The organism is Amycolatopsis thailandensis (assembly GCF_042723255.1).
GTDB lineage: Bacteria > Actinomycetota > Actinomycetes > Mycobacteriales > Pseudonocardiaceae > Amycolatopsis > Amycolatopsis thailandensis.
Genome location: NZ_JBHXJK010000025.1, coordinates 42328 through 67660 on the forward strand (window position 1 = coordinate 42328; position 25333 = coordinate 67660).

Below are 25333 nucleotides of genomic sequence, written 5' to 3' on the forward strand. Positions count from 1 at the left end.
TTTGTGGGTGGGCTGGGTGGTCCAGATGCCCCCCGGCGTGTTGCGCGCGGTGTGTTTGTTGGGGGCCCCCATCTTTAATTAATTTGTCTTTGGGGCACCCCTCATGACATGCGCGAGGTCCGGCCTGAGACGTCAGGCGGCCGGCAGTTCCGTCCGCCCGCGACGCTTCGCCAGCAGCGACTCCACCGCCCGAGTCCCCGGCCCGGCGGCGGCCCACAGCGCGCCGACCCCGACCAGGCAGATCGCGGCCGTCCAGTACGCCACCGGCGGCGCCGACTCCGTATGCGCGTCGCCGAGGATCCACGGCCGGAACTGCGACTGCACCCACAGCTTCCCGTAGCCGAACGCCGTCACCAGCAGCGCGCCGGCACCCGCCGTCACCATCGGATGACCCCGTCCGATGCGGAACGCCAGGTCGACCGCGAGACCGACGGCCAGCAGGTAGAACGGCACGACCGAGATCGGGAACCCCATCCCGAGCAGCAGCGGCCACATCACCAGCCGGTACGCGAGGTAGGCGGCGGCGACCGTCGTCCCGGCCCAGCGGAAGCCGGTCGTGTGCCGCGCCAGCGCGAAGATCAGCGCCATCACGCCGATGCCCCACAGCGGGTAGACCCAGTCGTCGATCGGCATCGTGAAGTACTCGACGGCCACCTGGTCGACCGGATGCCCGATCTGGTTGGCGGCGAAGTTCAGCAGCTCGGGTTCGGCCTCGGGCGCGCCGCGCTCCCAGGCGCGCAGGCCGAGGATGCCGTACTCCTGCTGACCGTTCGGGAAGAACGTGTTCTCCAGGAAGAAAGCCCACAGTCCGATCAGGACACCGGTGCGCAGCCTGCCCGGCCTGGCGTACTTCAGCCAGCCCATGATCACGCCGGCCTGCATGATGCCCGTTCCGATGTAGAGCATCATGTGCGACGGGCTCCACGCGGTCAGGTCGAGACCGTTGACCCGGTGGTTGATGACGTCCAGCGGCGCCGCGATGAGGAACACCACGAGCCCGATCTGCATCAACCGCAGCGAACGCCTGTCCGCGCCCATGCCGGTGTAGCTGTGGATCGCCACCAGCACCATGATGATCACCGTGCCGACGGTGTTGATCAGGTGCGGCGGGGCGAGGTCGTCCCGCAGCCACATGAAATGCCACGACATGTCCCAGGAAGAGCCCACCAGTTTGAAGGCGAACGCGGCCAGCCACATCGAGTAGCAGAAGTTCAGCACCCAGTCCGGTGTCGCCTGTCCCGGCGCGCCGCGGTGCCAATGAAGTTTGAAGAACAGCCTCGTCTTGGCGATCGGGCTGCGGGGGATGACACCCGGCGAAAGGTCCCCGGTCACTTCTGTCGCCTTTGTCATGCGGGCCATCTTCCCTGCTCCAGGTCACGGGATGGGCATTTGGGGTCGAAAATCGGGGTTCACCCGTAGGGGTGGCGGATTTGCGGTCGGCGTGCGAAGCAGGGCAAGGTGTGCCGCCATGATGCCGAAACGACTTGTCGCGGCGGTCCTCGTCGCCGCTCTGGTGCTGGCCGGTGGGGGCATTCTCGGGAGCCTGTTCTTCTAGTCACACGCGGTCGGCACAATGGCCCGTATGACGAACCTCCTCGGCCCCCAGCCGACGCACCTCCCCGAGCACACCGCCGCGCAGGCGGCGCTGGACGCCGGGAGCGACCCGGCCGCCGTCGCCGCCGAGCACCCCGACTACAGCGAGGCGTGGGCCGCCCTCGCCGAGAAGGCGCTCGACGCCGGCGAAACCGTCGCCGCCTACGCGTACGCCCGCACCGGTTACCACCGCGGTCTGGACCAGCTTCGCCGCGCGGGCTGGAAGGGACACGGCCCGGTGCCGTGGGCGCACCGTCCGAACCAGGGTTTCCTGCGTTCGCTCGCCGTCCTCGGCAAGGCCGCCGGCAAGATCGGCGAGACGGAGGAGTACGACCGCTGCCGCACCTTCCTCAGCGACTCGGACCCCGCCGCCGCGGAAGCCACCGGCCTCAAGTGAGCCGCTATGAAGGACGCTTTCATTGCAAAATTTGCAATGAAAGCGTCCTTCATAGCGCTTGGTGACCCCTAGAACAGCCCGCAGTTCCCCACGGCAGGCAGTCCCGCGAAGCGACCCTCAAGCCAGGCGAAAGCCTCCGGGAAGGCCCGAATCGCCCCGCCCACGTGCGTAGGAACCAGCGAAGTCGAGAACTGCACCTTCGCGCCCTTCGCACACCACGAGCGAGCCATGGTCCGGCCTTGCTCGTAGGGCACGATGTCGTCGAGTGCACTGTGGACGACCAGCGTCGGCGCGCCCGGCTTCCGCGCTCCGATGAGCTGCTGGCCGACCCGCGTCTTGTACGGCTCTTCGCCGAGGTACGCGGTCAGCGGCCGGCCGTCTTTGGTGAGGTTCTTCGACTGCGTGAACGCGTGCCCGAAGATCGCGTCCACTGTGCACTCTTGCTTGACCTTCTCGAACGCTTCGGCACCCTTCGCGTTCAGCACCGCCGGGATGTTCAGCTCCGGGTACGCCGCGTCCATGCTCACCAGCGTGAACCCGAGGAACCCGAAGGCGTAGTGCCCGTCGATGTTCTTGCCGACCGCGGCCAGGTCCGCCGGGACGGCGCCCGCGTACGAGCCCTTCAGCCTGAGTTCGGGCGCGTACGACGGTTGCAGTTCGGCCGCCGACGCGGACGCGCCGCCACCCTGTGAGTAGCCGGCGGTCGCGACCGGACCGCTGTCCGGCAGGTTCGCTTCGGGCAGGCGTTGCGCCGCGCGGATCGAGTCGAGGACGGCGTTGCCTTCCGCGACGCGGTTGACGTACGTGTGGACGCCGGGAGTTCCGAGGCCTTCGTAGTCGGTGACGACGACGCCGTAGCCGCGAAGCAGCAGTCCGGCGATGAAGGGGCCTTCGTACTCCATGCCCGCCGACAGAGCCTTCGACGGCGCGCACTGGTCACCGACGCCCTGCGTCCCGGCCGCGTAGCCGATGACCGGCCGTTCGCCCGCGCCGGTCCAAGCCTTCTTCGGGGTGAGGACGGTGCCGGTCACGGCGTTCGCTTTGCCGTGGGTGTCGGTGCTGCGGTACATGATCCGCTGGACGTCCGCGTCGGCCTTGATGAGTTTCACCGGATCGACGTAGAACGTGGACGGTTCGTGCCGGATGATGTCGCCGGGAGCACCCGCGGGCAGTGGCGACGGGGGGTCGTAGAAAGACGGCTCGGCGATGGCCTGCTGTGCCCCGAAGGTCAGCAGGGCCGCGACGGCGGCCGCTGAGACGGCGGCGGAAACACCGCGCCGGGATCCTGGACGCATGTTTGCTCCTCGTTGAGCACAAACATTTTCGACAGATGTGTCGAAAAATAGAGTCAGTGAGGTGGCGCACGATGTCAAGTCCGGCGCCGAGAGGGAGACCCCGCAAACTCCCGATCGGCGAGCAGCGCGCGCGGGTGCTGAGTTCGGCGGAGGGCGTCTTCGCGGTCCACGGCGCGCAGGCCGCGACGATCGAGCAGATCGCCCGGCGCGCGGGAGTGTCCCGCCAGGCCGTCTACGAGCAGTTCGGCGACCGCACGTCGCTGTTCGCCCAGGTCGTGGTGGATATCGAGGAACGCGCTTTCGAAGCGATCGGCGCGCCCGCCCTCGATCTTTCGCAGCCCGAGCTCAGGTTCTGGGCGCGCGCCAACTACGCCAACATGTTCGCCTTCGTCGCGGCGAATCCCGACGCGTTCCCCGTACTGCGCGAAGCGGAACGCATGGGCGATCCGGCCCTCACCCGCCTCCGGGAACGGCTCGCGCGGGTCTACACCGAAGCGAGCAGGCAACGCTGGGCCCGCCACGGCGTCGATTCCGGTCGCGCGGACAAGGCACTGGTCACGCTGTTCTTCGCGATGACCGAGGCACTCGTCCAGGCGAGCTGGGACGGTGAGCCGCCCGACGCGGACGCGCTCATCGACCTGCTCACCGAATTCACCGTCGGTGGCGTGGCCCGCCTTCGGACCACGGCCGCCGACGTCATGGAGAGGCTGCGTTAGGCCGCGATGGCTTCCAGGGACTTTTCGGCTTCTTCGGCGACCGTCGCCAGGTCCGGTGAGGACACGACCCGGTTGCGGCCGTTGCGCTTGGCCGCGTAGACGGAGGCGTCGGCCGAGGCCATCACCTCGTCGATCGTCCGGCCGTCGAACGGGAAGGCCGCGACGCCGATCGACGCGGTCCGCTGCTCGATGACCACGGGATTGCCCTCGTTGTCCTGGGTCTTGATGACCATTTCGCTGATCCGCTGCCGGATGCGCTCGGCGACCGCGACGGACTCCTCCTTCGTCGACGAAGTCAGGAGCACGACGAACTCTTCACCGCCGAAGCGGCCGGCGAGGTCCTGCGCCCGCGTTTCGGTCTTGACCAGTGCCGCGACACCCTTGAGCACGTCATCGCCTGCCAGGTGGCCGTAGGTGTCGTTGATGCTCTTGAAGTGGTCGAGGTCGATCATCAGCGTGCCGAACTGGCCGTTCTCGCGCTCGGCGCGGGCGATCTCGCGAACGGCGCCCTGCTGCCAGGTCGTGGCGTTGAGCAGCTGGGTCTTCTGGTCGGTGGTCGCGAGCTCTTCCAGCTGCTTGATCAGCACCGAACGCTGCAGCAGGTAGAGCGGCAGGAAGACGAGCAGCACGAGCACCGGCTGATGCGGCAGCACGGCGAGCACGAGCGCGCCGATGCAGACGGTGGAGGCTTCGAGGATGTTGTCGTCCCAAGAGCCGAGGAGCGTCTGGGCGGTCGCCTGCTTGGGCGCCGCGAAGTACAGGCCGGTGCCGGTGAAGACGGCGTTCATCAGGAAGAAGGCGAGGCTCGCGGCGCAGATGGACGTCACCGACGCCGCGTCGGCTCCGACGGCCTGCACGGCCGCCCAAGCGGCGAACGCGGTCAGCGTCATCGATGTGGCGTTCGCCACAGTCCGATGGGGATTGACCGTGCGAAGACCGGCCCAGCTGCGGTATCCGAGGTGCAGGTAGATCACTGTCACGAGAAGCGCGGTCAGCTGCGGCGGAAGCAGAATCGCGCCCGGCAGCACCCAGACCGAGGTCATGTTGATGTGCGGGGTGACGCTCATGCTGCGGCGCTGCCGCTCGATCCGGCGGGTCGCCTCGGTGTGCGCGATGGCGAGCCCCGCGAGCAGAAAACAGAGCAGGACCTGCGAAGACGTGATGGCGATGGATGCTGCGAAGACCCCCGTCAGTGCCAGCATCGTCGCCACGGAAAGCCCGGTGTAGGCGATCCAGTTCTTAGGCCTCTTCCACAGCTCCCACGTCGCTACCGTGAGAGCCGAACGATGTCCAGCGCGTTCCTCCGATGTGATCATCTTTCCCCCTGACTCTTGCGTCATTCTCCGAAACCCCCTACTTACGGACAGCTTCTACCGACTTGCGGGCTGTCGACAAGCTCCCTAGGTGTGTACTTTTCTCTGAGAGGTCGAGGGAAAGGTGCCAGCGATGGCCGGTAGGGATCAGTGAGCAGGAGCGCGCGCCGGAAGGCCGCGCGAGCGGGCCGACGCGTGGAACACCTCAATGTTCTGCGCGTGCGGCGTCTTTTTCCTGCCACCGTTCCGGGTCGCCGCTGAGGGTCCGCCACCAGCTCAGCGCCAGCGGGACGGTCATCAGCAATCCCGCAAGCCCGAAGACGCCGACGGTCGACTGCGGGCCGATCTGATCCGCCAGGATTCCGCCGATCAGGGGACTCACGCCCATCGTGGTGGTCAGCCCGGTGTTCGACAGCCCCATGACCTGTGCCCGGCTCTCGTCCGGAACGGCCAGCGTCAGTGACGCCGTCGCCTGCATCAGCGCCACCGTGCCGAAGGCTCCGCAGACCACGAACAACACGATCGACGACCACGGACCCGGCTGCAGGAAGCACAGCAGCAGCGGGATCGCCGTCAGCGCGGAAAGCGGCCCGATCAACTTGGGTCTGACGTGCGCGGGCACCCAGCGCGAGTAGATGAACGCGCCGATCACGCTGCCGATCGGGTCGGCGGCCAGCAGCAGGCCGAGGATTTCGGATCCGCCGCCCGACGAGGCGACGTAGGGCGCCGCGATGCCCTCGTACACCGGCAGCAGGCCCATCAGCCAGGTGAACAGCAGCAATGAGCGCAGTCCGGCGCTGGCGAAGACGATCTTCCCGCCCGAGCCGATCGACGCGAAGAACGACTTGCGCTTCTCGCCGGACGCCGCGGCCGGGCGCGTGGCCAGCCCGAACCGGACGAACAGCGCCGAGATCACGAAGGTGACCGCGTCCAGCGCGAGGGCGATATGGGGTTCGAGCGCGGTCAGCAGGAGGCCGCCGCCGGCGAATCCGGCCAGCTGCGCCGATTGGACGGTCATGCTGCGGATCGCCATGCCGACGACGAACCGGTCGCCTTCGAGGATCTGCGGCAGCAGGGCCAGCTGGGCGGCCTTGAACGGCGGGTTCAGCAGCGAGACGACGCCGACGAGGACGCACAGGACCCAGAACGGCAGCACCGGGACCGCGACCAGCGCGATCAGCAGGGCCCGTAAGAGGTCGACGACCACCATCACGGTCCGGCGGGGGAAGCGGTCCGCGAAACCGGTGAGGAAGATGCCGCCGAGCAGCGACGGGGCGTAGGTCAGCGCGTAGGTGAGACCGGTCAGGGTCGCGGAGCGGGTTTCGGTGAAGACGAGGACCGAGAGGGCGACCCTGGCGAGTTGGTCGCCGAAGATCGAGAACAGCTCGGCGAACCAGAGCGAACGGAACTCGGCTACACCGAACACCTCTCGGTAAGTGACCCGTCCGGCCGAAGCCATGTTGCCCCCAATAGGGTCCTTATTACGCGACAAACTCGTGACCGAGAGTAACGCGGTCACGAGCTCGTCACGAAGCGTCATTCGTTCACGTAAGTGTCTCCTGACTGTTGGTGATTGGCTAGGTTCTTTCGCCGGGTTTCTGGAGTCGGAGATCTTTTTCGTGGATGGACGGCCATCCGCGAAAATGTCCCGTTCACCGGAAATGTGGACCAGACCTGCGGCTTTCGGTCGTTTCGGGCCGTGGAGCGGGAAAAATCGGACATGGACGCATCGTCGGCCCGGGTGAGAAGGCTCAGCTGAGACGAGATGCGGAAGCCCCCGCCACGCGTGTGCGGAGTGTGTCCGAAACCCGCTACGACTCCGCTGCGCGAGCATTGTCCGCGGCTGGACGCGCTACCGGGAGAAGCCGGATGATGGGCCGAATGGATGATGGGCCCGCCATCCGGTGGAGTGAACGGCTCAGCCGTCGACAGCGAGTACTTCCCTGGCCGACGCAGCCTTCGCGGCGTCGCGTTTGGCGACCTCTTCGCGCACGATCGGGATGACGTGACGGCCGAAGTCGATCGTGTCGCCGAGCATGTCGTACCCGCGCGCCGAGAGGATGTCGACGCCGAGGTCGTAGTAGTCGAGCAGGGCCTGCGCGACGGTTTCGGGCGTGCCGACCAGCGCGTTGGAGTTCCCGGCGCCGCCGGTCGCGGCCGCTGTCGGGGTCCACAGGGCCCGGTCGAACCGCTCGCCCTCGGCGGCGACCGCGAGAAGCCGCTGCGAACCGGTGTTCTCCGGGTTCGTGAGCGAATGCCGCCGGGTCAGCTGCTTGCCGCCGGTCGTGCGGGTCTTGATGGCGTCGACCGTGCGGTGCGCCTTCTCCCAGGCGAGTTCCTCGGTCGGCGCGATGATCGGGCGGAACGCGACCTGGATGCGCGGGACGTCGGTCCGGCCGGCGGCCTTCGCCGCGGCCTTGACGGACTCGATCTGCTCGGCCGTCTGGGCGAGGGGCTCACCCCAAAGGCAGAAGATGTCCGCTTCGGCCCCACCCGCCGCGTACGCCGCCGGAGACGAGCCGCCGAACGAGACGCCCGGGCGTGGCTGCTGCACCGGGCGGACGTCGAGGACGAAGTCGGCGAAACGGTAGTGCTCGCCTTCGTGGTCGAAGGGCTCCTCGGACGTCCACGCCTTCTTCACGATCTGGATGTACTCGCGCGTGCGTGAGTAGCGCTCGTCCTTCGTGAGGTAGTCGCCTTCGCGCTGCTGCTCGTGGTCGCTGCCCCCGGTGATGAAGTGGACCGTGAGCTTCCCGTCCGAGAGCTGGTCCAGCGTCGCGAACGTCTTCGCCGCGAACGTCGGGTACGAGACGTTCGGCCGGTGCGCGAGCAAGATCTGGAGCTTGTCGAGCTTCGCCGCGACGTACGCGGCCGCCTGCGCCGGATCCGGTCCGCTGGAGCCGTACGCGAACAGGACCCTGTCCCAGCCGAAGTCTTCGTGTGCCCGCGCGAGGCGGAGCGTGTAGTCCTTGTCGAAGACGCCGCCGGAGCGCGGATGTGTCTCCGATCCGTCGTTGGTGCCTCCGATACCCAGGAATTCGACCGGCATCGTCCGTCCCTCTCGTCAGTGTCCCCCTGCACGACGAGTACGCGCCGGTTCCTCGGCGTGGCAACGAGTTCCGGAAGGTGGAACGGCGGGAATAAACGCGAGAAGCCCGGACACGACACTCCGGAGCGCCGGTGAAGTCCATAATGGACAGAAGAGTACGCCGAGGGTGCTGTCCAGTCGTTTCCCGGCGAGTTCCGCTCCTTGAGAACCCGCACAAGCACCGGAATCCCGGCGTAGCTTCGGCTTCGTGAGTACCGCAGACCTCCCCTACGTGCTCGCGGTGGTCGGCGCCGGTCCACGTGGGGTGGGCGTGCTGGAGCGGCTCGGCGCGAACGCCGCGGAGCTGCTCGGCGGGCGGCGGCTGGTCGTGCATCTGGTCGATCCGTTCCCGGCGGGCCCCGGGCGGGTCTGGCGATACGAGCAGTCGCCGCTGCTGCGGATGAACTCCATGCCCGAGGACGTCACGGTCTTCACCGACGACACCGTCGAGATCGACGGCCCGATCCGGCCCGGGCCTTCGCTGATCGAGTGGGCGCGGCTGGTCCGCGAGGGCAGGCTCGACGCCGAGATCGACGAGAGTCTGCGCGCCGAACTCGGGGCGCTGCAAAGCGATCACTTCCCGACGCGACGGTTGCAGAGCGCGTATCTCACTTGGTTCCACCGCAAGGTGCTCGCCGAGCTCCCGCCCGGAATCGAGGTCGTCGAGCATCGGACCCGCGCGGTGCGGCTCGACGACGGCGAGCCGCAGTCGCTCTGGCTGGAGGGCCGCGCGGAACCCCTCGAAGTGGACGCGGTCCTGTTCACCGTCGGGCATCTCGACGCCGAACCGGACGAACGGGAGGCCGAACTCGCCGACTTCGCCGTCCGTCATGATCTCGCCTACTACCCGGCAGGCTACACCGCCGACGTCGACTATTCCGCGATCGAGCCAGGCGAAACCGTGCTGGTGCGCGGATTCGGTCTCGCGTTCGTCGATCTGATGTTGCTGCTGAGCGAAGGCCGCGGCGGTCGTTTCGAAGAGCGAGCTTGCGGCGGCCTGAAGTATCACCCCAGCGGCGCCGAGCCCGTGCTGCACGTCGGTTCGCGGCGAGGAGTGCCCTACCACGCGAAGATCGGCTACCGGTTACGCGGGAAACCGTCGCGGTTGCCCCGGTTCTTCGACACGTACGCCATCGAGAAGCTCTGCGCCATCCCCGGGCCCATCGACTTCCGCCGCGACGTCTGGCCGCTGATCTCGAAGGAGATCGCCTGGGCCTACTACAACGAACTGTTCACCGCCCACCCCGAACGAGTCCGGATGGACTTCGCCGTCTTCGCCGACGCTTTCGCGGACGCGGCACCCGGCGAACTCGACGCGCTGGTCGCGCGAGCGGTCCCGGCGCCGGACGACCGGCTCGACCTGAGCAGGCTCGACCGGCCGATGGCGGGCGTAGAATTCGGTACCGCGGAGGAATACGGCAAGGAACTGCGCGAGTACGTGGAAGCGGACTTGAGCCGCCGGGCGGACGCCGAGTACAGCGCGGATCTGGGCGCGTTCACGGCGCTGTTGTCCGTGATGGGCCGGCTTCCGGCGCTGGTGCAGACCGGACGGCTCGACGCGGCCTCTCAACTGTCAGATTTGGACGGCTGGTTCCTCGGCTTCTTCTCGTACTTCGCCAGCGGGCCGCCGCCGCGTCGGCTCGAAGAACTGCTCGCGCTCCAGGAAGCCGGACTCGTTTCCTTCCTGGGCGCCGAAACACGCGTCTCGGCCGACGAGGAACGCCGGACGTTCGTCGCTTCCGGTGCGAGCTTCCCCGGCGAGACCGAAGCGCGGACGCTCGTCGAAGCACGATTGCCCGAGCCGAGCATCACCCGGGCGTCCGACGTCCTTTTGCGACAGTTGCGCGACAGCGGCGCGCTCGGTGAGGAGGCCGTGCTCGACGCCGTCACCGGCGACAGGCTGCTCGCCGGTCGTATCCACACCCGGGTCTCCGACGGCCGGATGCTCGACGGCGAGGGTAGCCCGCATCCGCGCCGGTTCGCCCTCGGCCCGCACACTTCGGCGCGATCCGCCGGCGCGTTCACGCGGCCGCGGACCAACGCGATCTCCTTCCGGCAGAACGACGTCGTCGCCAGGGAGATCCTGAAGCTGACCGGTGCGTAGGGAAGCGTGGCGCGACCGCCGACCCCTGGGAAAACCGCTCAAATCGGGCGCGAAAAAGGATACGCACCTCTCCGAAGCTACGCGCTTTCCCACACCTTCGAGGGCAGCTCTTTCCGCACGACGGGGATGACGTCGGAGGCGAAAAGCTCCAGGACGTCCCGCGCTTCCCCGGATTTCAGGCCGTCGACGGAGACCGCCTGCACCTCGTGCCCGAACGACGCGTGATAGTCACCGATCTTGTCGATCACCTGTTCCGGGCTCCCGACCAGCGCGGAACCGCCCGCGATCTTGTCCTCCAGCGTGGTGAACTCCGACTTGTTGTGCTGGTAGGCGGGCGTTTTCAGCAACGCCTCGAAATACGGCCGGTATCCGTCCAGAGCCTCCTGCGAGGTCTTGGCGACGTACAGCCCACCCGCGCCCGAACCGACGAGCGCGTCCGCCGGATCGTGGCCGTACTCGGCCCACCGCCGCCGGTAGTGGTCGATCAGGTCGGCGTACTTCTTCTTGGGGTGGAAGCCGTTCGCGGTGAACAGCGGGTCGCCGAACTTCGCCGCCAGCTCGGTCGACTCGGTGCTCGACGCGCTCCCGTGCCAGATCCGCGGCCGCGCGTGGAACGGACGCGGCTGCGTCGTGACGTCGGTCAGCGGCGCGCGGAACTCGCCTTCCCACGTCACGCCTTCCTCCAGGAACAGTCTGCGAAGCAGCGCGAACTTCTCCGCCTGGTACTCCCACTGCCGTTCCTCTTCGAGGCCGAACAGCGGGAAATGCCGGGGATCGTTGCCCTTCCCGATCATGAGTTCCAGCCGCCCGCCGGAAAGCTGGTCCAGCGTCGCGTAGTCCTCGGCGACACGGACCGGGTCGAGCACGCTGATCACCGTCAGCGTGGTCAGCAGCCGGACGCGTTCCGTGCGTTCCGCGACCGCCGCCAGGATGACGGGCGGCGCGGAGGAGAGAAACGGTTCGCCGTGCCGTTCGCCGACGCCGTACGCGTCGAATCCCAGTTCTTCGGCGAAGATCGCTTCGTCGACGACCCGGCGCAGGCGCTCGTGCTGGGTCGGTGTCGCCCCGGTCACCGGGTCGGGGTGATTGGCGACGAGGGAGAAGAGCCCGAACTTCATCGTGCCTCCAACGGTTTCCGGCCAGGGATCGCGGCGAGCAGCTCCCGGGTGTAGTCCGCGCTCGGTCGGTCCAGCACGTCCCGCGCCGGACCGAGTTCGACGAGTTCGCCGCCGCGCAGCACGCCGACGGTGTCCGCGATCTGCCGGACGACGGCGAGGTCGTGCGAGATGAACAGATACGTCAGGCCGAGTTCGTCTTGGAGATCCGCGAGCAGCCGCAGGATCTGCGCCTGCACCGAGACGTCCAGCGCGGACACGGGTTCGTCGGCGACGATCAATTCCGGGCGCAGGGCGAGCGCCCGCGCGATGGCCGCCCGTTGCCGTTGCCCGCCGGACAGTTCGGCGGGTTTGCGCTTCAGCACCGAAGAAGGCAGGGCCACCTGGTCGACGAGTTCCGCCGCCCGCGCCCGGCGTTCCGCCTTCGTGCCGACGCCGAAAGCGCGCAGCGGCTCGGAAACGACGTCCTCGATGCTGAACTTCGGGTTCAGCGACGCGTACGGGTTCTGGTACACCAGCTGGAACCGGCGCCGCAGCCGTCGCAGTTCCTCGCCGCGCGCGGACGTGATGTCCTGACCGTCGAACTCGACGACGCCTTCGGTCGGCGTCTCCAGCCGCAGGATCATCCGCGCGGTGGTCGACTTGCCCGAACCGGATTCGCCGACCAGCGCGAGCGTCCGCCCGCGGGCGATGTCGAACGAAACGCCGTCGACGGCCCGGATCGCGCCGAAGGTCTTGCCGAGGCCGCGGACCGAGACCAGGACGTCGGACGACGGCGGTTTCGGCTCCCTCAGCGGCCTGTCGGAAAGACTGGGCGCGGCGGCGAGCAGGTCTCGCGTGTACTTCCGCGTGGGAGCCGCGAGGATCTCGCCGGTGGTGCCCTCCTCGACCACGGTGCCCTGGGACAGCACCACTATCCGAGACGCCCGATCGGAGGCGACGCCGAGGTCGTGGGTGATCAGCAGGACGGCCGTGCCCGCTTCGGCGGCGAGTTCTTCGAGGTGGTCGAGGATCCGCCGCTGCACGGTGACGTCGAGCGCGCTGGTCGGCTCGTCGGCGATGATGAGTTTCGGCCGTCCGGCCAGCGCCGCGGCGATCAGCGCGCGTTGACGGAGCCCGCCAGAGAGCTCGTGCGGATATTGCCGCGCCCGTGCCTCCGGATCGGCGATTCCGGCCTTGCGCAGCAGTTTCACCGCCTCCGCGCCGGCCGCGCGCTTGTCCGCGAGGCCGTGGATCAACAGCACCTCGGCGACCTGGTCACCGATCCGGTGCACGGGGTTGAGCGAGACGGTCGGATCCTGGGGGACCAGCGCGATCTCGCGGCCGCGCACCGAACGCCAATCACGGTCGGAGAGTTTCGCCAGGTCACGGCCGTCGAAGGTGATCTCGCCGCGATCGATCCGCCCGCCGCGCGGCAGCAGCCCGATCGCCGCGTGCGCCGTCGTGCTCTTGCCGGATCCGGACTCGCCGACCACGGCGACGATCTGTCCCTTGTGGACGGACAGGTCGACGCCGTCCACGGCGGGGACGTTCTTGTAGGAAACCGCGAGGTCGCGGATGGTCAGCAGGGCGCTCACCGCACGTCTCCTTCGATCGCTCGGGACAGCCGGTTCGCGGACAGCACCACGGCCGCGACGGTGAGTCCGGGGAAGGTGGTCATCCACCAGGCGGTGGCCAGGAATCCGCGCCCGCCCGCCACGAGCGAGCCCCACTCCGGGGTCGGCGGGGTCGCGCCGTAGCCGAGGAAACTGAGCGCGGACACCTCCAGCACCGCCGTGCCGAAGGTGAGCGTGGCGAGCGCGAGCACCGGGCCGAGCGCGTTGGGCAGCACGTGCCGCCCGAGCACCCCGGTCCAGCGCACGCCGCCCGCGCGAGCGGCCTCGACGAACACGCCGCTGCGGACGCGCAGGACCTCGGCGCGCATCAGCCGGGCGAACTGCGCGAGATTGGCGACGCCGACGGCGATCGCGACGTTGGTCGTCCCGAAACCGAGCGCCGTGACCAGCGCGAGCGAAAGCAGGATGGACGGGATCGCCAGCAGGACGTCGACGCAGCGCATGATCGCCGAATCGAGGGCGCCGCCCCGGAACCCGGCGAGCAGGCCGAGCGCGGAACCGGCCACGAGCGCGACGAGGACGGCGATCACGGTCGCCTGCAACGAGAGCGCGGCGCCGTGGACCACCCGCGCGAAGATGTCCCGCCCGGTTTCGTCGGTGCCGAAGAGATGCGCGAGCGAAGGGCCCCGCATCTTCTCGGCGGGGACACCGGCGAGCGGATCCTGACCGGTGAACAGCTCCGGCACGACAGCGGAGAGCAGGGCGAAGGCGAGGACCGCGACCGCGAGGATGAGGCCCGGCCGCCGCCGGGTGCGCACGAGAACGTCAGGCATCGGCCGTCTCCCGGTGTCGGATCCGCGGGTCCAGCAGGGGGCAGATCAGGTCCACCAGCAGGTTGATGACGACGAACACCAGCGCGGCGAGCACGATCACCGCCTGCACCACCGGGATGTCCTGCGCGGTCACCGCCGACGACGTCACCCGCCCGAGGCCGTCGCGGGAGAACACCGTCTCGGTGATCACCGAACCGGCGATCAGGTTTCCCGCGACCACCCCGGCGATGGTCAGCGTCGGTACCGCCGCGTTGCGCAGCAAGTGTCCGAAGTGGACCCTCAAGCGGCTCGCCCCCTTCGCGAGCGCGATCTCGGAATAGGGCTCGGCGAGCTGCGTGCGGAGGCTTTTCGCCAGTACCTGCCCGATGATCGCGCCGGTCGGGATGGCGAGGGTGATCGCGGGCAGGATCAGCGACTCGAAGCCGTTCGACCCCAGCGCGGGCACCAGCCTGAGCTGGAAGGAGAAGAACTGGATGAGCACGAGTCCCACCCAGAACGGCGGCAGCGAGATCCCCAGTGGCGGCAACGCGAGCAGCGCGTTGCCGAGCCAGCGATGCCGGGTGACGGTGCCGGCGATGGCGACCCCGCCGCCGAACAGGATCGCGAGCACCAGCGCGAACCCGGTGACGGCGAGCGTCGGCGGCAGGGCCGAGACCACCATGTCCGTGGCGTCGTCGCCGGTCGAGATCGAGCGGCCGAAGTCGCCTTGCAGCGCGGCGACCAGCCGTTTCCCGTACTGCAACGGCAACGGGTCGTCGAGTCCGTACTCCGCCTTCGCCGCGGCCAGTTGCTCCGGCGTCACCGAAAGCCCTGCCTCGCCCCCGCCGAGCTTCGCGCTGACAGCGTCGCCCGGCAGGAGGTAGAGGATCACGAAGGACAAGGTGAACGCGGCCCACAGGACGAACACCGCCTGCAGGATCCGGCGGAGCAGGTACCGGGTCACGAGCCGGACACCCAGGCGTCGAACAGCTGGAGCCGGGACGAGGCTTCGAAGCCGACGCCGTGCGCGTTCGGTCCGTGCGCCAGCACCTGGGTCAGCTCGAACACCGGTGCCGAGTAGCCGTGCTCGATGATCGCGCGCTGCGCCGCCTCTGCCGCCGGCTTCCGCTTCGCGGAGTCCACAGTGGACGATTGTGCGTCGAGCGGCGCGTCGAGGGGGTTGTCCGCGGGGAGCCTGCTGCGGTTGTTCGCCTTGGTGGAGAACATGTTGCGCAGGATGTCCGGATCGGCGCGGGTGGTGTTGTACCAGAGGTACTCGTAGTCCCCGCTCTGCGAGATCTGCACGCTCTCGGCATTGGTGCGCTGCTCGATCCGGAGGTCGAACCCGATCTTGCGCAGCTGCTGCTGCACGAGTTCGAGCACGCTCTTGTTCTGGTTGAACACCAGGGAGAAGACGACCTTCGCGGTCAGCCGCTGGCCGTTCTTCGTGCGGATTCCGTCGGGACCGGGCGCCCAGCCGGCGCTTTCCAGGAGCGACTTCGCCCCTTCCGGATCGTAGGCCAGCAGGGAGGAAAGGTCGGTGTGGAACGGCGTCGCCGAGCCGAGGATGCTGGTGGCGGGCTTGTAGTTCGGGGTCAGCACGGTGTTCGTGACCTCGGGCCGGTCGATGCCCTTGACCACCGCCTGGCGGACCTTCTCGTCGGTGAGCACGCCCCTGGTGACGTTGGCCTGGAGGTTGAACACGACACCCGGGTTCGGGCGGGTGGGCTCGGTGAACCCGTTGCCGGTGAACTGCGGTTCGTCGACCGGCTGGACGTCGGTGATGGCGTCGAGCTGGGCGGAGGCGAGACTTCCGGTGCGCACCCCGGGTTCCGGCACGATCTTGTAGGCGATCTTGTCGAGGTACGCCTCGCCCCGGTGCTTGAACAGCGACGAGCCCCAGTCGTAGCCCTTGCGTTTGGCGAGGACGATCTCCTGGTTCTGCTTCAGGCTCTCGAAGACGAACGGACCCGAGCCGATCAGGCCGTCACCCTGGCAGCGCTGATCCGCGGTCTTCTTGTACGCGGCGGGCGCGAGGACGCCGAGCGACATCGTCGAGCTGGCCTGGAGGAACTGCGCGCTGGGAGTGGAGAACTCGATCTTCACCGTCTTCGGGTCGACGACCGTCGTTCCCTGGTAAACGGCCAGATAACCCGAGCCGAGCTGCGATTTCGGGCCGAGCGCCTTGATCGCGTCGAAGCTCGTCTTGACCGCGGCGGCGTCGACAGGGCTGCCGTCGGAGAACGTCGCGCCGCCGCGCAGGTGGAAGGTGAACGCGGTCGAATCCGCGTCGCTCTCCCACTTTTCGGCCAGCCACGGCTTGATCTCACCGGTGGCGGGATCCTGGTCGGTCAGCGAGTCGACCAGCTGGCGGCCGACGTTGAGCGAGGCGTTGGTGCCGACCTGTTGCGGGTCAACGCAATCCGGGCTCGACGAGATCCCGAGGCGCAGCGTGCCCCCGGGTTTGGGCGGCCCGGCGTCGGCACCGGTCGCGCCGCCCGCGGACGAGCAGGCGGTGACGGCCAATGCCGTGAGCGCGAGTAAGGAAATGGCGGCGGTACGGGACACCGGGTGGCCTCCAGCGGGGAACGGGGGCGCTTTCTCTTGCGCCTACCCGAATCACGCTAATCACGGCCTTGAGCCCCGCCCACATGCTGAGCCCGGCTCCCAGCCCGCGAAACATCCCATGATTCCGCTTGACAGCCCCGTAAGTACGTGAAGGCCCCCTTCATGTACCTAGGCGCAATGAAGGGGGCCTTCATGTACTTACGGGGGCTAGCAGCGGTTGAGCATGTCCGTCAGGGCGGTCTTCTCCGCCGACTTGATGGTGAGCTTGTACTTGGCCTTCACCGTGGTCCACATCTTCGCGTAGGTGCACCAGTAACCGGTGGACGGCGGCTTCCAGGCGTCCGGCGACTTGTCGCCCTTCTCCTGGTTGACGTTGTCGGTGACGGCGATCAGCTGCGGCGCGCTGAGGTCGTTCGCGAACGCCTGTCGCTGCGCGGTGGTCCACGAAGAGGCGCCGGTGCGCCACGCGGCCGAAAGCGGGACGACGTGGTCGATGTCCAAATCGGACGCGGCGGTCCAGGTGGCGTCGTCGTACGGGCTGAACCATTTGCCGGAGACGGCGGCGCAACTGCTGTCCTGCTGAACGTTCGTGCCGTCCCGCTTCAGCACGACCTCACGGGTGTTGCAGCTGTTGCCCTGGTCGGCCCAGTGCGGGAACTTGTCGCGGCTGTACCCGCTCGACGAACCGTCCGGCTTGACGGTCAGCCCGGCGAGCTGGGACTTGGCGGTCGCGGTCGACGGGATGCCCGGGGGTGTCGCTTCGGCGACGCCGACCACGCCTGCCGAGACGATCGCCGAGACGGCGAGAACGGTGAAGGAGCGACGAACAGCAAGCGCAGTTGGCATATTGCTGCCTCCGTGTCAGGTTTGGGGACCTGGTCACCATGAGGCACGGATATGACCCACGCAACACCATCGGATGACACTCTGCTGGCTATTCGTGAACGGAGGGTGTCACGAGCAGGTCGGACGCGGTGTACGCGGCCGAAAAAGTTTCGGAAAGTCCAGCTGAAGGTTCTGGGCCGAACGGCCTAGCCCTAGGGCGCGTTTCACAAGTCGAGTTCGCGGTCTTCGCGCCCAGGTGACTCCTGACGGCACGGGCGGATGCGCCCGAGTACGACCCGGTACGAGGCCGATCCGCCCGCACCGCCAGAAGCCACCTGGATCACCAAGCCCATCGAATAGACCTGTGAAACACGCCCTAGACCAGGCCGCGGACCAGCCGGAGGTCTTCGGTGTGCCGGTACCAGGTCCAGCGGCTCATCGCGCGCGGATGGGCGACGCCGTCGCTGCTCGGGCGGGTCGGGATGCAGCCGAGCTGGAACGCCCGCGCGTACTGCGTCGTGGGCCGTTTGAAGAGCGTCCCCTTGGTCACGCGGACCATCAGCCCCGGCCCGCTCGCGTCCGGCTCGACCTCGATCGAGCGCGCGGGCCCGCGCAGGACGGTGTGCTCGTCGCAGTAGGCGACCCCGCGGATCATGCCGATCACGCCCCGGCCGACGAGCACGCCGCCGTTGTCGTCCCGGATCAGCGGCACCGGATCGACCTCGCCGCGCAGGGCGAGCGCGAGGGCCCGCAGCGGCTGGGTCGGCAGGCTCCAGATGCGGGCGACGTCGGAGTCCGGCGAGGACGGCACGAAACCGAGCGACACGCCGGGGAGCTGTTCTTTTCGTAACAGCCGGAGCGCCACGGCGGCGAGATCCGCGTCGGTGCCCGCGACCACCAGCCGGTCGTGTTCCCCCAGCAAGGGGTCGATATCCGCCTTGCCGGGACGGCTCGGGACGCGCACCATCTCGACGTCGTCGATCTCCGGGAGTGTGGGCTCGCCCTCTGGACAGACCACCACTATTCCGCGCACCCGAAGGCCCTCCGTTACGCTCATGCACCGGCATTTACCAGCGCCAAAACCATCAGTCGCCGAACACCTGGAGTGTCACATGCCGGCCATCGTGCTGATCGGGGCCCAATGGGGGGACGAGGGCAAGGGCAAGGCCACCGACCTGCTCGGCGACCGCGTCCAGTGGATCGTGCGTTACCAAGGCGGTAACAACGCGGGCCACACCGTAGTCCTTCCCGACGGACAGAACTTCGCCCTCCACCTCATCCCGTCCGGGATCCTCACGCCGGGCGTCACCAACGTCATCGGCAACGGCGTCGTCATCGACCCGGGCGTGCTGCTCGACGAACTCGCCGGGCTGGAAGAACGCGACGTCGACACCAGCAAGCTGCTGATCTCCGCCGACGCGCATCTGATCATGCCGTACCACGTGGCGATCGATAAGGTCACCGAGCGTTACCTCGGCAGCCGCAAGATCGGCACCACCGGCCGCGGCATCGGCCCCTGCTACCAGGACAAGATCGCCCGCGTCGGCGTCCGCGTGCAGGACCTGCTCGACGAGAAGATCTTCCGGCAGAAGGTCGAATCGGCCCTGGAGTTCAAGAACCAGGTGCTGGTCAAGGTCTACAACCGCAAGGCCCTCGACGCCGACCAGGTCGCCGACGAGGTGCTGGCCGCGGGCGAGAAGTTCGCGCACCGCATCGCCGACACGCGCCTTCAGCTCAACCAGGCCCTCGAACGCGGCGAGACCGTGCTGCTCGAAGGCTCGCAGGGCACGCTGCTCGACGTCGACCACGGCACCTACCCGTTCGTGACGTCGTCGAACCCGACGTCCGGCGGCGCGAGCGCGGGTTCGGGCATCGGCCCCGGCAAGATCACCACCGTGCTGGGCATCCTCAAGGCCTACACCACCCGCGTCGGCTCCGGTCCGTTCCCGAGCGAGCTGGACGACGAGTCCGGCGAGTACCTGCGCAAGCAGGGCGGCGAGTTCGGCGTCACCACCGGCCGCTCGCGGCGCACCGGCTGGTTCGACGCGGTCATCGCGCGCTACGCGGTGCGCGTCAACGGCATCACCGACTACTTCCTCACCAAGCTGGACGTGCTGTCCGGGCTGGAGAAGGTGCCGGTGTGCGTCGGCTACGAGGTCGATGGGGTCCGTACCTACGAGATGCCGATGACGCAGACCGACGTGCACCACGCGCTGCCGATCTACGAAGAGCTGCCGGGCTGGTTCGAGGACATCTCGGGCTGCCGGACCTTCGAAGAGCTGCCGGCGAACGCGCGGGCGTATGTCGAGCGGCTCGAAGAGCTCTCCGGCGCGCGGATCTCGGCGATCGGCGTCGGTCCGGGCCGGGAGCAGACGATCGTGCGGCACGAGTTCGTCTGACGCCTCTGGTCTCACGCGTGTCATGAGGGGTCCCCATAGGACGTTTTTCGTCCCATGGGGACCCCTCATGACATCTCAGGCCAGCGGGATCCCAGCCGGTGAACGGCGAAATATCCCGTCGACAGCGCGGTTAGCGTTGAACATGACCATCGGAGTGGCACTCCCGTCCGGCGACACCGCGAACGCCGTCAACATCGTCGACGAACTCATCACGCAGACCCGGCAGGCCGCCGACGCGGGCCTGACGTCGGTCTGGTTCTCCCAGCAGATGGAGCACGACGCGATCACCGTCGCGGCCCTCGCCGGCCGCGCGGTCCCGGGGATCACGGTCGGGACCGGCGTCGTCCCCATCTACCCTCGCCATCCGCTGCTGATCACCGGCCTCGCCCAGACGGCGCAAGCCGCCACCGGCGGCCGGTTCGTCCTCGGCCTCGGAACCGGCGCGAAGAACTGGCTCGAACCGGCGTACGGCATCGAGTACCCGTCGCCGATCAAGCACCTTCGCGAGTACCTCACGATCCTGCGCGAGGTACTCGGCGGCGGCGAAGTCGACTTCCACGGCGAGACCGTCAGAGCACACGCAAAGGGCTTCGCGGCTTCACTCACTGTCGCGGGCTCTTCGGACATCCCGCTGATCGTCGCCGCGATGGGACGCCAGGCGCTGCGCGTCACCGGCGAACTGGCCGACGGCACGATCCCGTTCCTCGCCGGGCCGAAAGCCCTTTCCGAACTGATCGTCCCGGAGATCACCAAGGCCGCCGCCGGCCGTCCGGCGCCGCGGATCATCGCGATGGTCCCGGTCGTCGTGACCGACGATCCCGACGCCGTCCGCGCGACGGTCGACAAGCAGTACGCGTTCTTCCGCGACATCCCGTCCTATCGCGCGGTCTTCGACGCCCAGGGCGTGGATTCCGCCGGTGAACTGGTGATCGCCGGGGACGAGGAGACCGTCGCCGCCGAGCTCCGGCGGTACTTCGACGCGGGGGCGACCGAGGTCGTCGCGACCCAGAGCGGCATCCGGACCAGTGAGGAGCGGCTCCGCACCTGGCACGTCCTGGGCGACCTCGTGAAGCGCTAGCCCGTCACGTGTCATAAGGGGTCCCTTCAGGACAAAAAGTGTCTTGAGGGGACCCCTCATGACATCCAGGACCCAGTGGCCTTGCTCACAGCGTTCGTATTGTGCATACTCGTGCGCATAGCGAACACGGCTGGAGGTCCCCATGTCCCCTGCCACGGCTCGTTCGTGGGTAGTGCCGCTCGCCTGGACGGCGGTGCTGCTCGACGGATTCGACCTGGTCGTCCTGGGCACGGTGCTGCCCGCGCTGCTCCGTGACCACGTCTGGGGCCTGACGCCGGGCACGGCGTCGGTGATCTCGACGTTCGGCCTGATCGGCATGACGATCGGTGCACTGGCGATCGGCACGATCACCGACCTCATCGGCCGCCGGAAGGCGCTGATCATCGCGGTCACCGCCTTCTCGGCGTTCACCGCGCTCTGCGCGCTCTCGCCGTCGGCGTTCGTCTTCGGGCTGCTGCGCTTCCTCGCCGGGCTGGGCCTCGGCGGCTGCCTCCCGACGGCGATCGCGCTGGTCACCGAGTACGCCCGCAAGGGAAAGGGCGGCAGCGCGACCACCACGGTGATGACCGGCTATCACGTCGGCGCGGTGCTCACCGCCCTGCTCGGCATCTGGCTGATCCAGCCGCTCGGCTGGCGCGCGATGTTCGTCGCCGGCGCGCTGCCCGCGCTCGTCCTGGTGCCGCTGATGATCAAGTACCTGCCCGAGTCCGAGTCCTTCGAGCGGGCGCGGGAAACGCAGGCGAAGTCGGCGACGGACGTCGTCGGCGGGCTGTTCCGCGGCGGTCTGCTGCGCGCCACCATCGCGTTCTGGGTGACGTCGTTCATGGGCCTGCTGCTGGTCTACGGGCTCAACACCTGGCTGCCGGAGATCATGCGCCAGGCCGGGTACCCGCTCGGCGCGGCGCTCGGGCTGCTGCTCACGCTGAACCTCGGCGGCGTCGTCGGCCTGCTCGTCGCGGGCCGGGTGGCGGACAAGGCCGGCGTGCGGCCGGCGGTGATCTTCTGGTTCCTCGGGGCGGCGGTGTTCCTGGCCCTGCTGAGCGTGAAGCTGCCCGCGGTGGGGCTGTACGTGGCCGTGTTCCTCACCGGCGGGTTCGTGTTCAGCGCGCAGGTCCTCGTGTACGCGTACATCGGCAAGACGTATCCGGACGCGATGCGCGCCACCGGGATCGGCTGGGCGGCGGGTGTCGGCCGGGTCGGCGCGATCTGCGGGCCGATCCTCGGCGGCGCGCTGTTGAGCGCCGGGATCGCGTACCCATGGGGTTTCTACGCGTTCGCGGCGGTCGGGGCGGTGGGCGCGGCCGCGGTGACCGGAGTCCGCGTCGGCCGCGCCCGGGAGAGCGCTACCCCAGTTCCTTGAGTTCCTTTTCCACAGCGGCGAGTTCCGCCTCGGAGCCCTGCACCTTCGGACCCGTGAACCACTTGCGCGCCGAGGCGAACCACCACACCGCCGCACCACCGAGTACGACGAGGAAGGCGATCGGCGTGTAGTTGAAACTGTCGATGGTGATCGGCGATCCCTGCGGGAGCATGAACAGCACGAAGATGAAGCACACCCAGACGGTCGCGACGGTCCCGACGAGCTTGCCCCAGCGGCCGAGGTTCCACGGTCCGGGTTCGAAGTCGTCGCCCTTGCGCACCCGCAGGAACACCGGGATCACGTAAGCCACGTAAAGGCCGACGACCGCGATCGAGGTCACCGCCGCGTAGGCGGTCGCGCTCCACAAGTACGGCAGGGCGAGCAGGAGCGCGCCGCCCGCGGCCAGCCACACCGCGTTGGTCGGCGTCTGGGTGCGCTTGTTGATGCGGTGCCAGAACTTCGAACCGGGGATCGCGCCGTCGCGGGCGAAGGCGTAGATCATCCGCGAGTTCGCGGTCACCGACGCCATCCCGCAGAACAACTGCGCGCCGATGCAGATCAGCAAGAGGAACTTGCCGGTCGTCTCGCCGGTCGCGTCGATGAAGATCTGCGCGGGCGGCACCCCGGTCTCGGAGCCCACCGCGCCGTCGTAGTCCTGGATGGCGAACGTGAGGCCGATCAGCAGGATCCATCCGGCGACCAGGGAGACGAGGATCGAGTTGATGATGCCGCGCGGGCCTGCCTTCGCCGCGTTCTTGGTCTCCTCGGTCATATGCGCGGAGGCGTCGTAGCCGGTCAGCGTGTACTGCGCGACGAGGAGTCCCAGCAGGAAGACGTAGACCGGTGAAGCCCAGCCCGTCTTGTTCACGAACTCGCCGAAGACGAAGGACGCGTCCTGATGCTTGGCGGGCACGACGATCAGCACCCCGACGATGACCAGCACGCCCACCAGATGCCACCACACGCTGATGCTGTTCAGCAGTGCCACGATCTTCACACCGAAGGTGTTCAGCAGCCCGTGGATCACCAGGATGATCCCCAGCAGCAGGATCGTGTGGCCCGGCGTCGCCTCGAAGCCGAACTGCAAGTCGAGGAAGGCGTTGAGGAACAGCGCCGCGCCGAAGTCGATGCCCGCGGTGACGGCGATCTGCCCGATGAGGTTGAACCAGCCGGTGAACCACGACCACGCCGCGCCGTTGCGCGGCGCGAGCTTCGCGGCCCAGTAGTAGAGGCCGCCCGCCGTCGGGTAGCTGGAGCAGACCTCGGCCATGCCCAGCCCGACCAGGATGACGAACAGGCCGACCAGCGGCCAGCCCCAGATCATCGCCGCGGGCCCGCCGGTCTTCATACCGAACCCGTAGAGGGTCAGGCAGCCGGAGAGGATCGAGATGATCGTGAAGGAGACGGCGAAGTTGGAGAAGGTCGACATCGTGCGCCGGAGTTCCTGCGCGTAGCCGAGCTGGTGGAGCCGGGCACTGTCTTCGTCGGCGGGTTCGGCCTGCTTGTCTGAGACATCCATCGGGCACCCACTTAAAAGGTATGCGGACAGACCATTGAGATCCGCCGAAATTAGGCCCGCCCACCTGCGGATGTCAAGGTCTCGTCAAGAAACCCATCCCGCCGGACGCCATGAACGGTCCGTTCCTCGCAAATTTCGCAAGGAACGGACCGTTCATGGCACACGGCACTGCCGAGACCTGCTCCGGCAGGCGGGAAGTCCGTGAAGGACCCCTTGAGGGACTCCGGGGCCCTCAGAGTTCCCCTCACCGGTCGCCTCGGCGTCCGCTGAGTTGCCACCTTCGTGCCGGTCAGGCGCAGGACGCAATGAAAGGCCCCTTCATCGCAAATTTCGCGATGAAGGGGCCTTTCATTGCGCTTGAGACGGAGCTCAGCGCCCCCGGAACGCCTTCACGGCCTCCAGCGCGGTGTCCGGCTGGTCCGAGAAGTACCCGTCGACACCCGCCTTGAGGAACGCCTCCTGCTCGGCGAACGCGTCGCCGTACTCGGCGAGGTTCGCCGACGAGCGCAGGTTCTGCGGGAGGAAGTTGTTCTCGTTGCGGAACGTGTACGGCCCGACCTTCAGCCCGGCCTTGTGCGCGTCGGCCACGAGCGCGGTCGGCTTGCCCAGCGCGCCGTTCACCACCGGGATGACCTGCGCCTTCTCCGGGCCGAGGTAGTCCGCGTACTTCGAGATCTCCTTCAGGCCCACGGGCGTGACGAGGTCGGCGTACGTCCGCGGGTCGCCCTTCGCGACGAAGTCGGCCGGAGCGCCGGTCGCCGAGGTCAGCTGGAGCAGCGGCACCCGCACCTGGCGCGAGAGCGCGATCAGGTTCGACACCTCGAACGACTGGATGATCACCGGCGCCTTCGGGTGGTTGAGCCCGTTGCGCTTGAGCAGCTCGACCAGCTTCGGCTCGGTCGGGTTCTTGATCGAGGAGAAGTACGTCGAGTGCTTGACCTCCGGGTAGGTCCCCAGCTCACGGCGCAGTTCGCGGCCCAGCCGGCGCGTCAGGTCGAGCACCTCCTGGTAGGTCGCGATCTGGTAGCGGCCGTCGTAGACCTTGTTGTTCGGCCGCAGCTGCGGGATCCGCTCGGTCGCGCGCAGGGTCTTCAGCTCGGCGAGCGTGAAGTCTTCGGTGAACCAACCGGTGAACGACGTGCCGTCGATGACCTTCGTCGTCTTCCGGTTCGCGAACTCGGGGTGCTTCGCGACGTCGGTGGTCCCGCCGATCTCGTTCTCGTGCCGGGCGACCAGCTGGCCGTCCTTGGTGGGCACCAGGTCGACGTCGACCCAGTCGACGCCCTGGCGGTAGGCGAGCTCATACGAGGCGAGCGTGTGCTCCGGGCGGTAGCCGGGGGCGCCGCGGTGTCCGACGATCACCGGCCCATCGTGACCCTTCGCCAGCGCCGACACATCTCGGGCACCCGGCTCGGTGGCGCCGGCCAGCCCCGTAACGCTGAGTACGGCGAGTCCGGACAGGGCGAGCACGCCCAGGCGCTTTCGCATGGTGGGTAACCTCTTTCGCTTGAACTCGGGGTACCGCGCCACCCTTGACGCAGGAGGAGTCCGGACGGCGAAGTCGGACCGGCGGAGCGCTGACCGCCGGGTGAACG

The 25333-nt window shown here is 68.2% G+C and carries 20 protein-coding genes; 6 read left to right on the plus strand and 14 right to left on the minus strand.

Annotated features, from left to right (window positions below; all coding sequences use genetic code 11):
- Window positions 1–132 precede the first annotated feature (132 nt).
- A complete protein-coding gene (locus tag ACFWMR_RS12760; RefSeq protein WP_378378460.1) occupies window positions 133–1350 on the minus strand; it encodes a hypothetical protein in 1218 nt (405 codons plus the stop codon).
- Window positions 1351–1582: 232 nt separating this feature from the next.
- On the opposite strand from ACFWMR_RS12760, the gene ACFWMR_RS12765 reads away from it, so the two are divergent.
- On the plus strand, window positions 1583–1990 hold the full coding sequence (locus ACFWMR_RS12765) for a DUF3151 domain-containing protein (RefSeq protein ID WP_378277196.1): 408 nt from the start codon (window positions 1583–1585) through the stop codon (window positions 1988–1990).
- A 68-nt stretch (window positions 1991–2058) separates the two neighbouring features.
- Here ACFWMR_RS12765 and ACFWMR_RS12770 read toward each other — a convergent pair whose 3' ends face one another.
- Window positions 2059–3285, minus strand: coding sequence for a lipase family protein (locus ACFWMR_RS12770; protein ID WP_378378461.1), 1227 nt, complete (start codon window positions 3283–3285; stop codon window positions 2059–2061).
- A gap of 134 nt (window positions 3286–3419) precedes the next feature.
- Between ACFWMR_RS12770 and ACFWMR_RS12775 the strand changes: the two genes are divergently transcribed.
- Window positions 3420–4001: a TetR/AcrR family transcriptional regulator gene (locus tag ACFWMR_RS12775; RefSeq protein WP_208635879.1), complete on the plus strand. Its 582-nt coding sequence runs from the start codon at window positions 3420–3422 to the stop codon at window positions 3999–4001.
- Here ACFWMR_RS12775 and ACFWMR_RS12780 read toward each other — a convergent pair.
- From ACFWMR_RS12780 to ACFWMR_RS12790, 3 genes are all read right to left on the minus strand, one after another.
- Window positions 3998–5317 carry a sensor domain-containing diguanylate cyclase gene (locus tag ACFWMR_RS12780; RefSeq protein ID WP_378378462.1) on the minus strand — a complete coding sequence of 440 codons (1320 nt, stop codon included), beginning with the start codon at window positions 5315–5317 and terminating at the stop codon, window positions 3998–4000. The genes ACFWMR_RS12775 and ACFWMR_RS12780 overlap by 4 nt on opposite strands.
- Before the next feature lie 202 nt (window positions 5318–5519).
- Window positions 5520–6773, minus strand: a complete 1254-nt coding sequence (locus ACFWMR_RS12785) for an MFS transporter (protein WP_378378463.1) — start codon at window positions 6771–6773, stop codon at window positions 5520–5522.
- Between the two features lie 459 nt (window positions 6774–7232).
- Complete coding sequence (locus tag ACFWMR_RS12790; RefSeq protein WP_093932456.1) at window positions 7233–8363, minus strand: LLM class flavin-dependent oxidoreductase; 1131 nt, start codon at window positions 8361–8363, stop codon at window positions 7233–7235.
- Window positions 8364–8610: 247 nt separating this feature from the next.
- Here ACFWMR_RS12790 and ACFWMR_RS12795 point away from each other — a divergent pair, with 247 nt between their 5' ends.
- Window positions 8611–10506, plus strand: coding sequence for an FAD/NAD(P)-binding protein (locus ACFWMR_RS12795; RefSeq protein ID WP_378378464.1), 1896 nt, complete (start codon window positions 8611–8613; stop codon window positions 10504–10506).
- Between the two features lie 77 nt (window positions 10507–10583).
- Here ACFWMR_RS12795 and ACFWMR_RS12800 read toward each other — a convergent pair whose 3' ends face one another.
- From ACFWMR_RS12800 to ACFWMR_RS12830, 7 genes are all read right to left on the minus strand, one after another.
- On the minus strand, window positions 10584–11624 hold the full coding sequence (locus ACFWMR_RS12800) for an LLM class flavin-dependent oxidoreductase (protein WP_378378465.1): 1041 nt from the start codon (window positions 11622–11624) through the stop codon (window positions 10584–10586).
- Complete coding sequence (locus ACFWMR_RS12805) at window positions 11621–13198, minus strand: dipeptide ABC transporter ATP-binding protein (RefSeq protein WP_378378466.1); 1578 nt, start codon at window positions 13196–13198, stop codon at window positions 11621–11623. Before ACFWMR_RS12805 ends, ACFWMR_RS12800 begins: the two co-directional genes overlap by 4 nt.
- Window positions 13195–14010 (minus strand): ABC transporter permease, encoded by an 816-nt coding sequence (locus ACFWMR_RS12810; RefSeq protein WP_093932452.1) that lies wholly within the window; start codon window positions 14008–14010, stop codon window positions 13195–13197. The genes ACFWMR_RS12805 and ACFWMR_RS12810 overlap by 4 nt, the downstream gene beginning before the upstream one ends.
- A complete protein-coding gene (locus ACFWMR_RS12815; protein ID WP_093932451.1) occupies window positions 14003–14953 on the minus strand; it encodes an ABC transporter permease in 951 nt (316 codons plus the stop codon). The genes ACFWMR_RS12810 and ACFWMR_RS12815 overlap by 8 nt, the downstream gene beginning before the upstream one ends.
- A complete protein-coding gene (locus ACFWMR_RS12820) occupies window positions 14950–16557 on the minus strand; it encodes an ABC transporter substrate-binding protein (protein WP_378378467.1) in 1608 nt (535 codons plus the stop codon). The genes ACFWMR_RS12815 and ACFWMR_RS12820 overlap by 4 nt, the downstream gene beginning before the upstream one ends.
- Before the next feature lie 207 nt (window positions 16558–16764).
- Window positions 16765–17403: an HNH endonuclease family protein gene (locus ACFWMR_RS12825; RefSeq protein ID WP_378278587.1), complete on the minus strand. Its 639-nt coding sequence runs from the start codon at window positions 17401–17403 to the stop codon at window positions 16765–16767.
- 355 nt (window positions 17404–17758) lie between these two features.
- The gene (locus ACFWMR_RS12830) at window positions 17759–18439 is read right to left on the minus strand and encodes a hypothetical protein (RefSeq protein WP_378378468.1); all 681 of its coding nucleotides are present in this window, start codon (window positions 18437–18439) and stop codon (window positions 17759–17761) included.
- Between the two features lie 55 nt (window positions 18440–18494).
- Here ACFWMR_RS12830 and ACFWMR_RS12835 point away from each other — a divergent pair, with 55 nt between their 5' ends.
- The 3 genes from ACFWMR_RS12835 to ACFWMR_RS12845 all read left to right on the plus strand — a co-directional run bounded on the left by ACFWMR_RS12835 (window position 18495) and on the right by ACFWMR_RS12845 (window position 22219).
- Window positions 18495–19781: an adenylosuccinate synthase gene (locus ACFWMR_RS12835; RefSeq protein ID WP_093932448.1), complete on the plus strand. Its 1287-nt coding sequence runs from the start codon at window positions 18495–18497 to the stop codon at window positions 19779–19781.
- A 142-nt stretch (window positions 19782–19923) separates the two neighbouring features.
- Window positions 19924–20859 carry an LLM class F420-dependent oxidoreductase gene (locus tag ACFWMR_RS12840; RefSeq protein ID WP_378378469.1) on the plus strand — a complete coding sequence of 312 codons (936 nt, stop codon included), beginning with the start codon at window positions 19924–19926 and terminating at the stop codon, window positions 20857–20859.
- Window positions 20860–21001: 142 nt separating this feature from the next.
- On the plus strand, window positions 21002–22219 hold the full coding sequence (locus tag ACFWMR_RS12845; protein ID WP_093932446.1) for an MFS transporter: 1218 nt from the start codon (window positions 21002–21004) through the stop codon (window positions 22217–22219).
- Here the strand turns inward: ACFWMR_RS12845 and ACFWMR_RS12850 are convergent.
- Both ACFWMR_RS12850 and ACFWMR_RS12855 read right to left on the minus strand, forming a co-directional pair.
- Window positions 22203–23738 carry an amino acid permease gene (locus tag ACFWMR_RS12850; RefSeq protein ID WP_378378470.1) on the minus strand — a complete coding sequence of 512 codons (1536 nt, stop codon included), beginning with the start codon at window positions 23736–23738 and terminating at the stop codon, window positions 22203–22205. The two genes, ACFWMR_RS12845 and ACFWMR_RS12850, sit on opposite strands and share 17 nt — an antisense overlap.
- A gap of 369 nt (window positions 23739–24107) precedes the next feature.
- Window positions 24108–25226 (minus strand): glycerophosphodiester phosphodiesterase, encoded by a 1119-nt coding sequence (locus ACFWMR_RS12855; RefSeq protein WP_093932444.1) that lies wholly within the window; start codon window positions 25224–25226, stop codon window positions 24108–24110.
- Between the last annotated feature and the right edge of the window lie 107 nt (window positions 25227–25333).

Bases quoted from the DNA above. Each gene is read 5' to 3' on its own strand.
- ACFWMR_RS12800 (WP_378378465.1), bottom strand. From the start codon at position 11,624: ATGAAGTTCGGGCTCTTCTCCCTCGTCGCCAATCACCCCGACCCGGTG.
- ACFWMR_RS12845 (WP_093932446.1), top strand. From the start codon at position 21,002: ATGTCCCCTGCCACGGCTCGTTCGTGGGTAGTGCCGCTCGCCTGGACG.
- ACFWMR_RS12850 (WP_378378470.1), bottom strand. From the start codon at position 23,738: ATGGATGTCTCAGACAAGCAGGCCGAACCCGCCGACGAAGACAGTGCC.
- ACFWMR_RS12855 (WP_093932444.1), bottom strand. From the start codon at position 25,226: ATGCGAAAGCGCCTGGGCGTGCTCGCCCTGTCCGGACTCGCCGTACTC.
- ACFWMR_RS12790 (WP_093932456.1), bottom strand. From the start codon at position 8,363: ATGCCGGTCGAATTCCTGGGTATCGGAGGCACCAACGACGGATCGGAG.
- ACFWMR_RS12835 (WP_093932448.1), top strand. From the start codon at position 18,495: ATGCCGGCCATCGTGCTGATCGGGGCCCAATGGGGGGACGAGGGCAAG.
- ACFWMR_RS12785 (WP_378378463.1), bottom strand. From the start codon at position 6,773: ATGGCTTCGGCCGGACGGGTCACTTACCGAGAGGTGTTCGGTGTAGCC.
- ACFWMR_RS12830 (WP_378378468.1), bottom strand. From the start codon at position 18,439: ATGAGCGTAACGGAGGGCCTTCGGGTGCGCGGAATAGTGGTGGTCTGT.
- ACFWMR_RS12770 (WP_378378461.1), bottom strand. From the start codon at position 3,285: ATGCGTCCAGGATCCCGGCGCGGTGTTTCCGCCGCCGTCTCAGCGGCC.
- ACFWMR_RS12810 (WP_093932452.1), bottom strand. From the start codon at position 14,010: ATGCCTGACGTTCTCGTGCGCACCCGGCGGCGGCCGGGCCTCATCCTC.
- ACFWMR_RS12840 (WP_378378469.1), top strand. From the start codon at position 19,924: ATGACCATCGGAGTGGCACTCCCGTCCGGCGACACCGCGAACGCCGTC.
- ACFWMR_RS12760 (WP_378378460.1), bottom strand. From the start codon at position 1,350: ATGACAAAGGCGACAGAAGTGACCGGGGACCTTTCGCCGGGTGTCATC.
- ACFWMR_RS12780 (WP_378378462.1), bottom strand. From the start codon at position 5,317: ATGATCACATCGGAGGAACGCGCTGGACATCGTTCGGCTCTCACGGTA.
- ACFWMR_RS12825 (WP_378278587.1), bottom strand. From the start codon at position 17,403: ATGCCAACTGCGCTTGCTGTTCGTCGCTCCTTCACCGTTCTCGCCGTC.
- ACFWMR_RS12765 (WP_378277196.1), top strand. From the start codon at position 1,583: ATGACGAACCTCCTCGGCCCCCAGCCGACGCACCTCCCCGAGCACACC.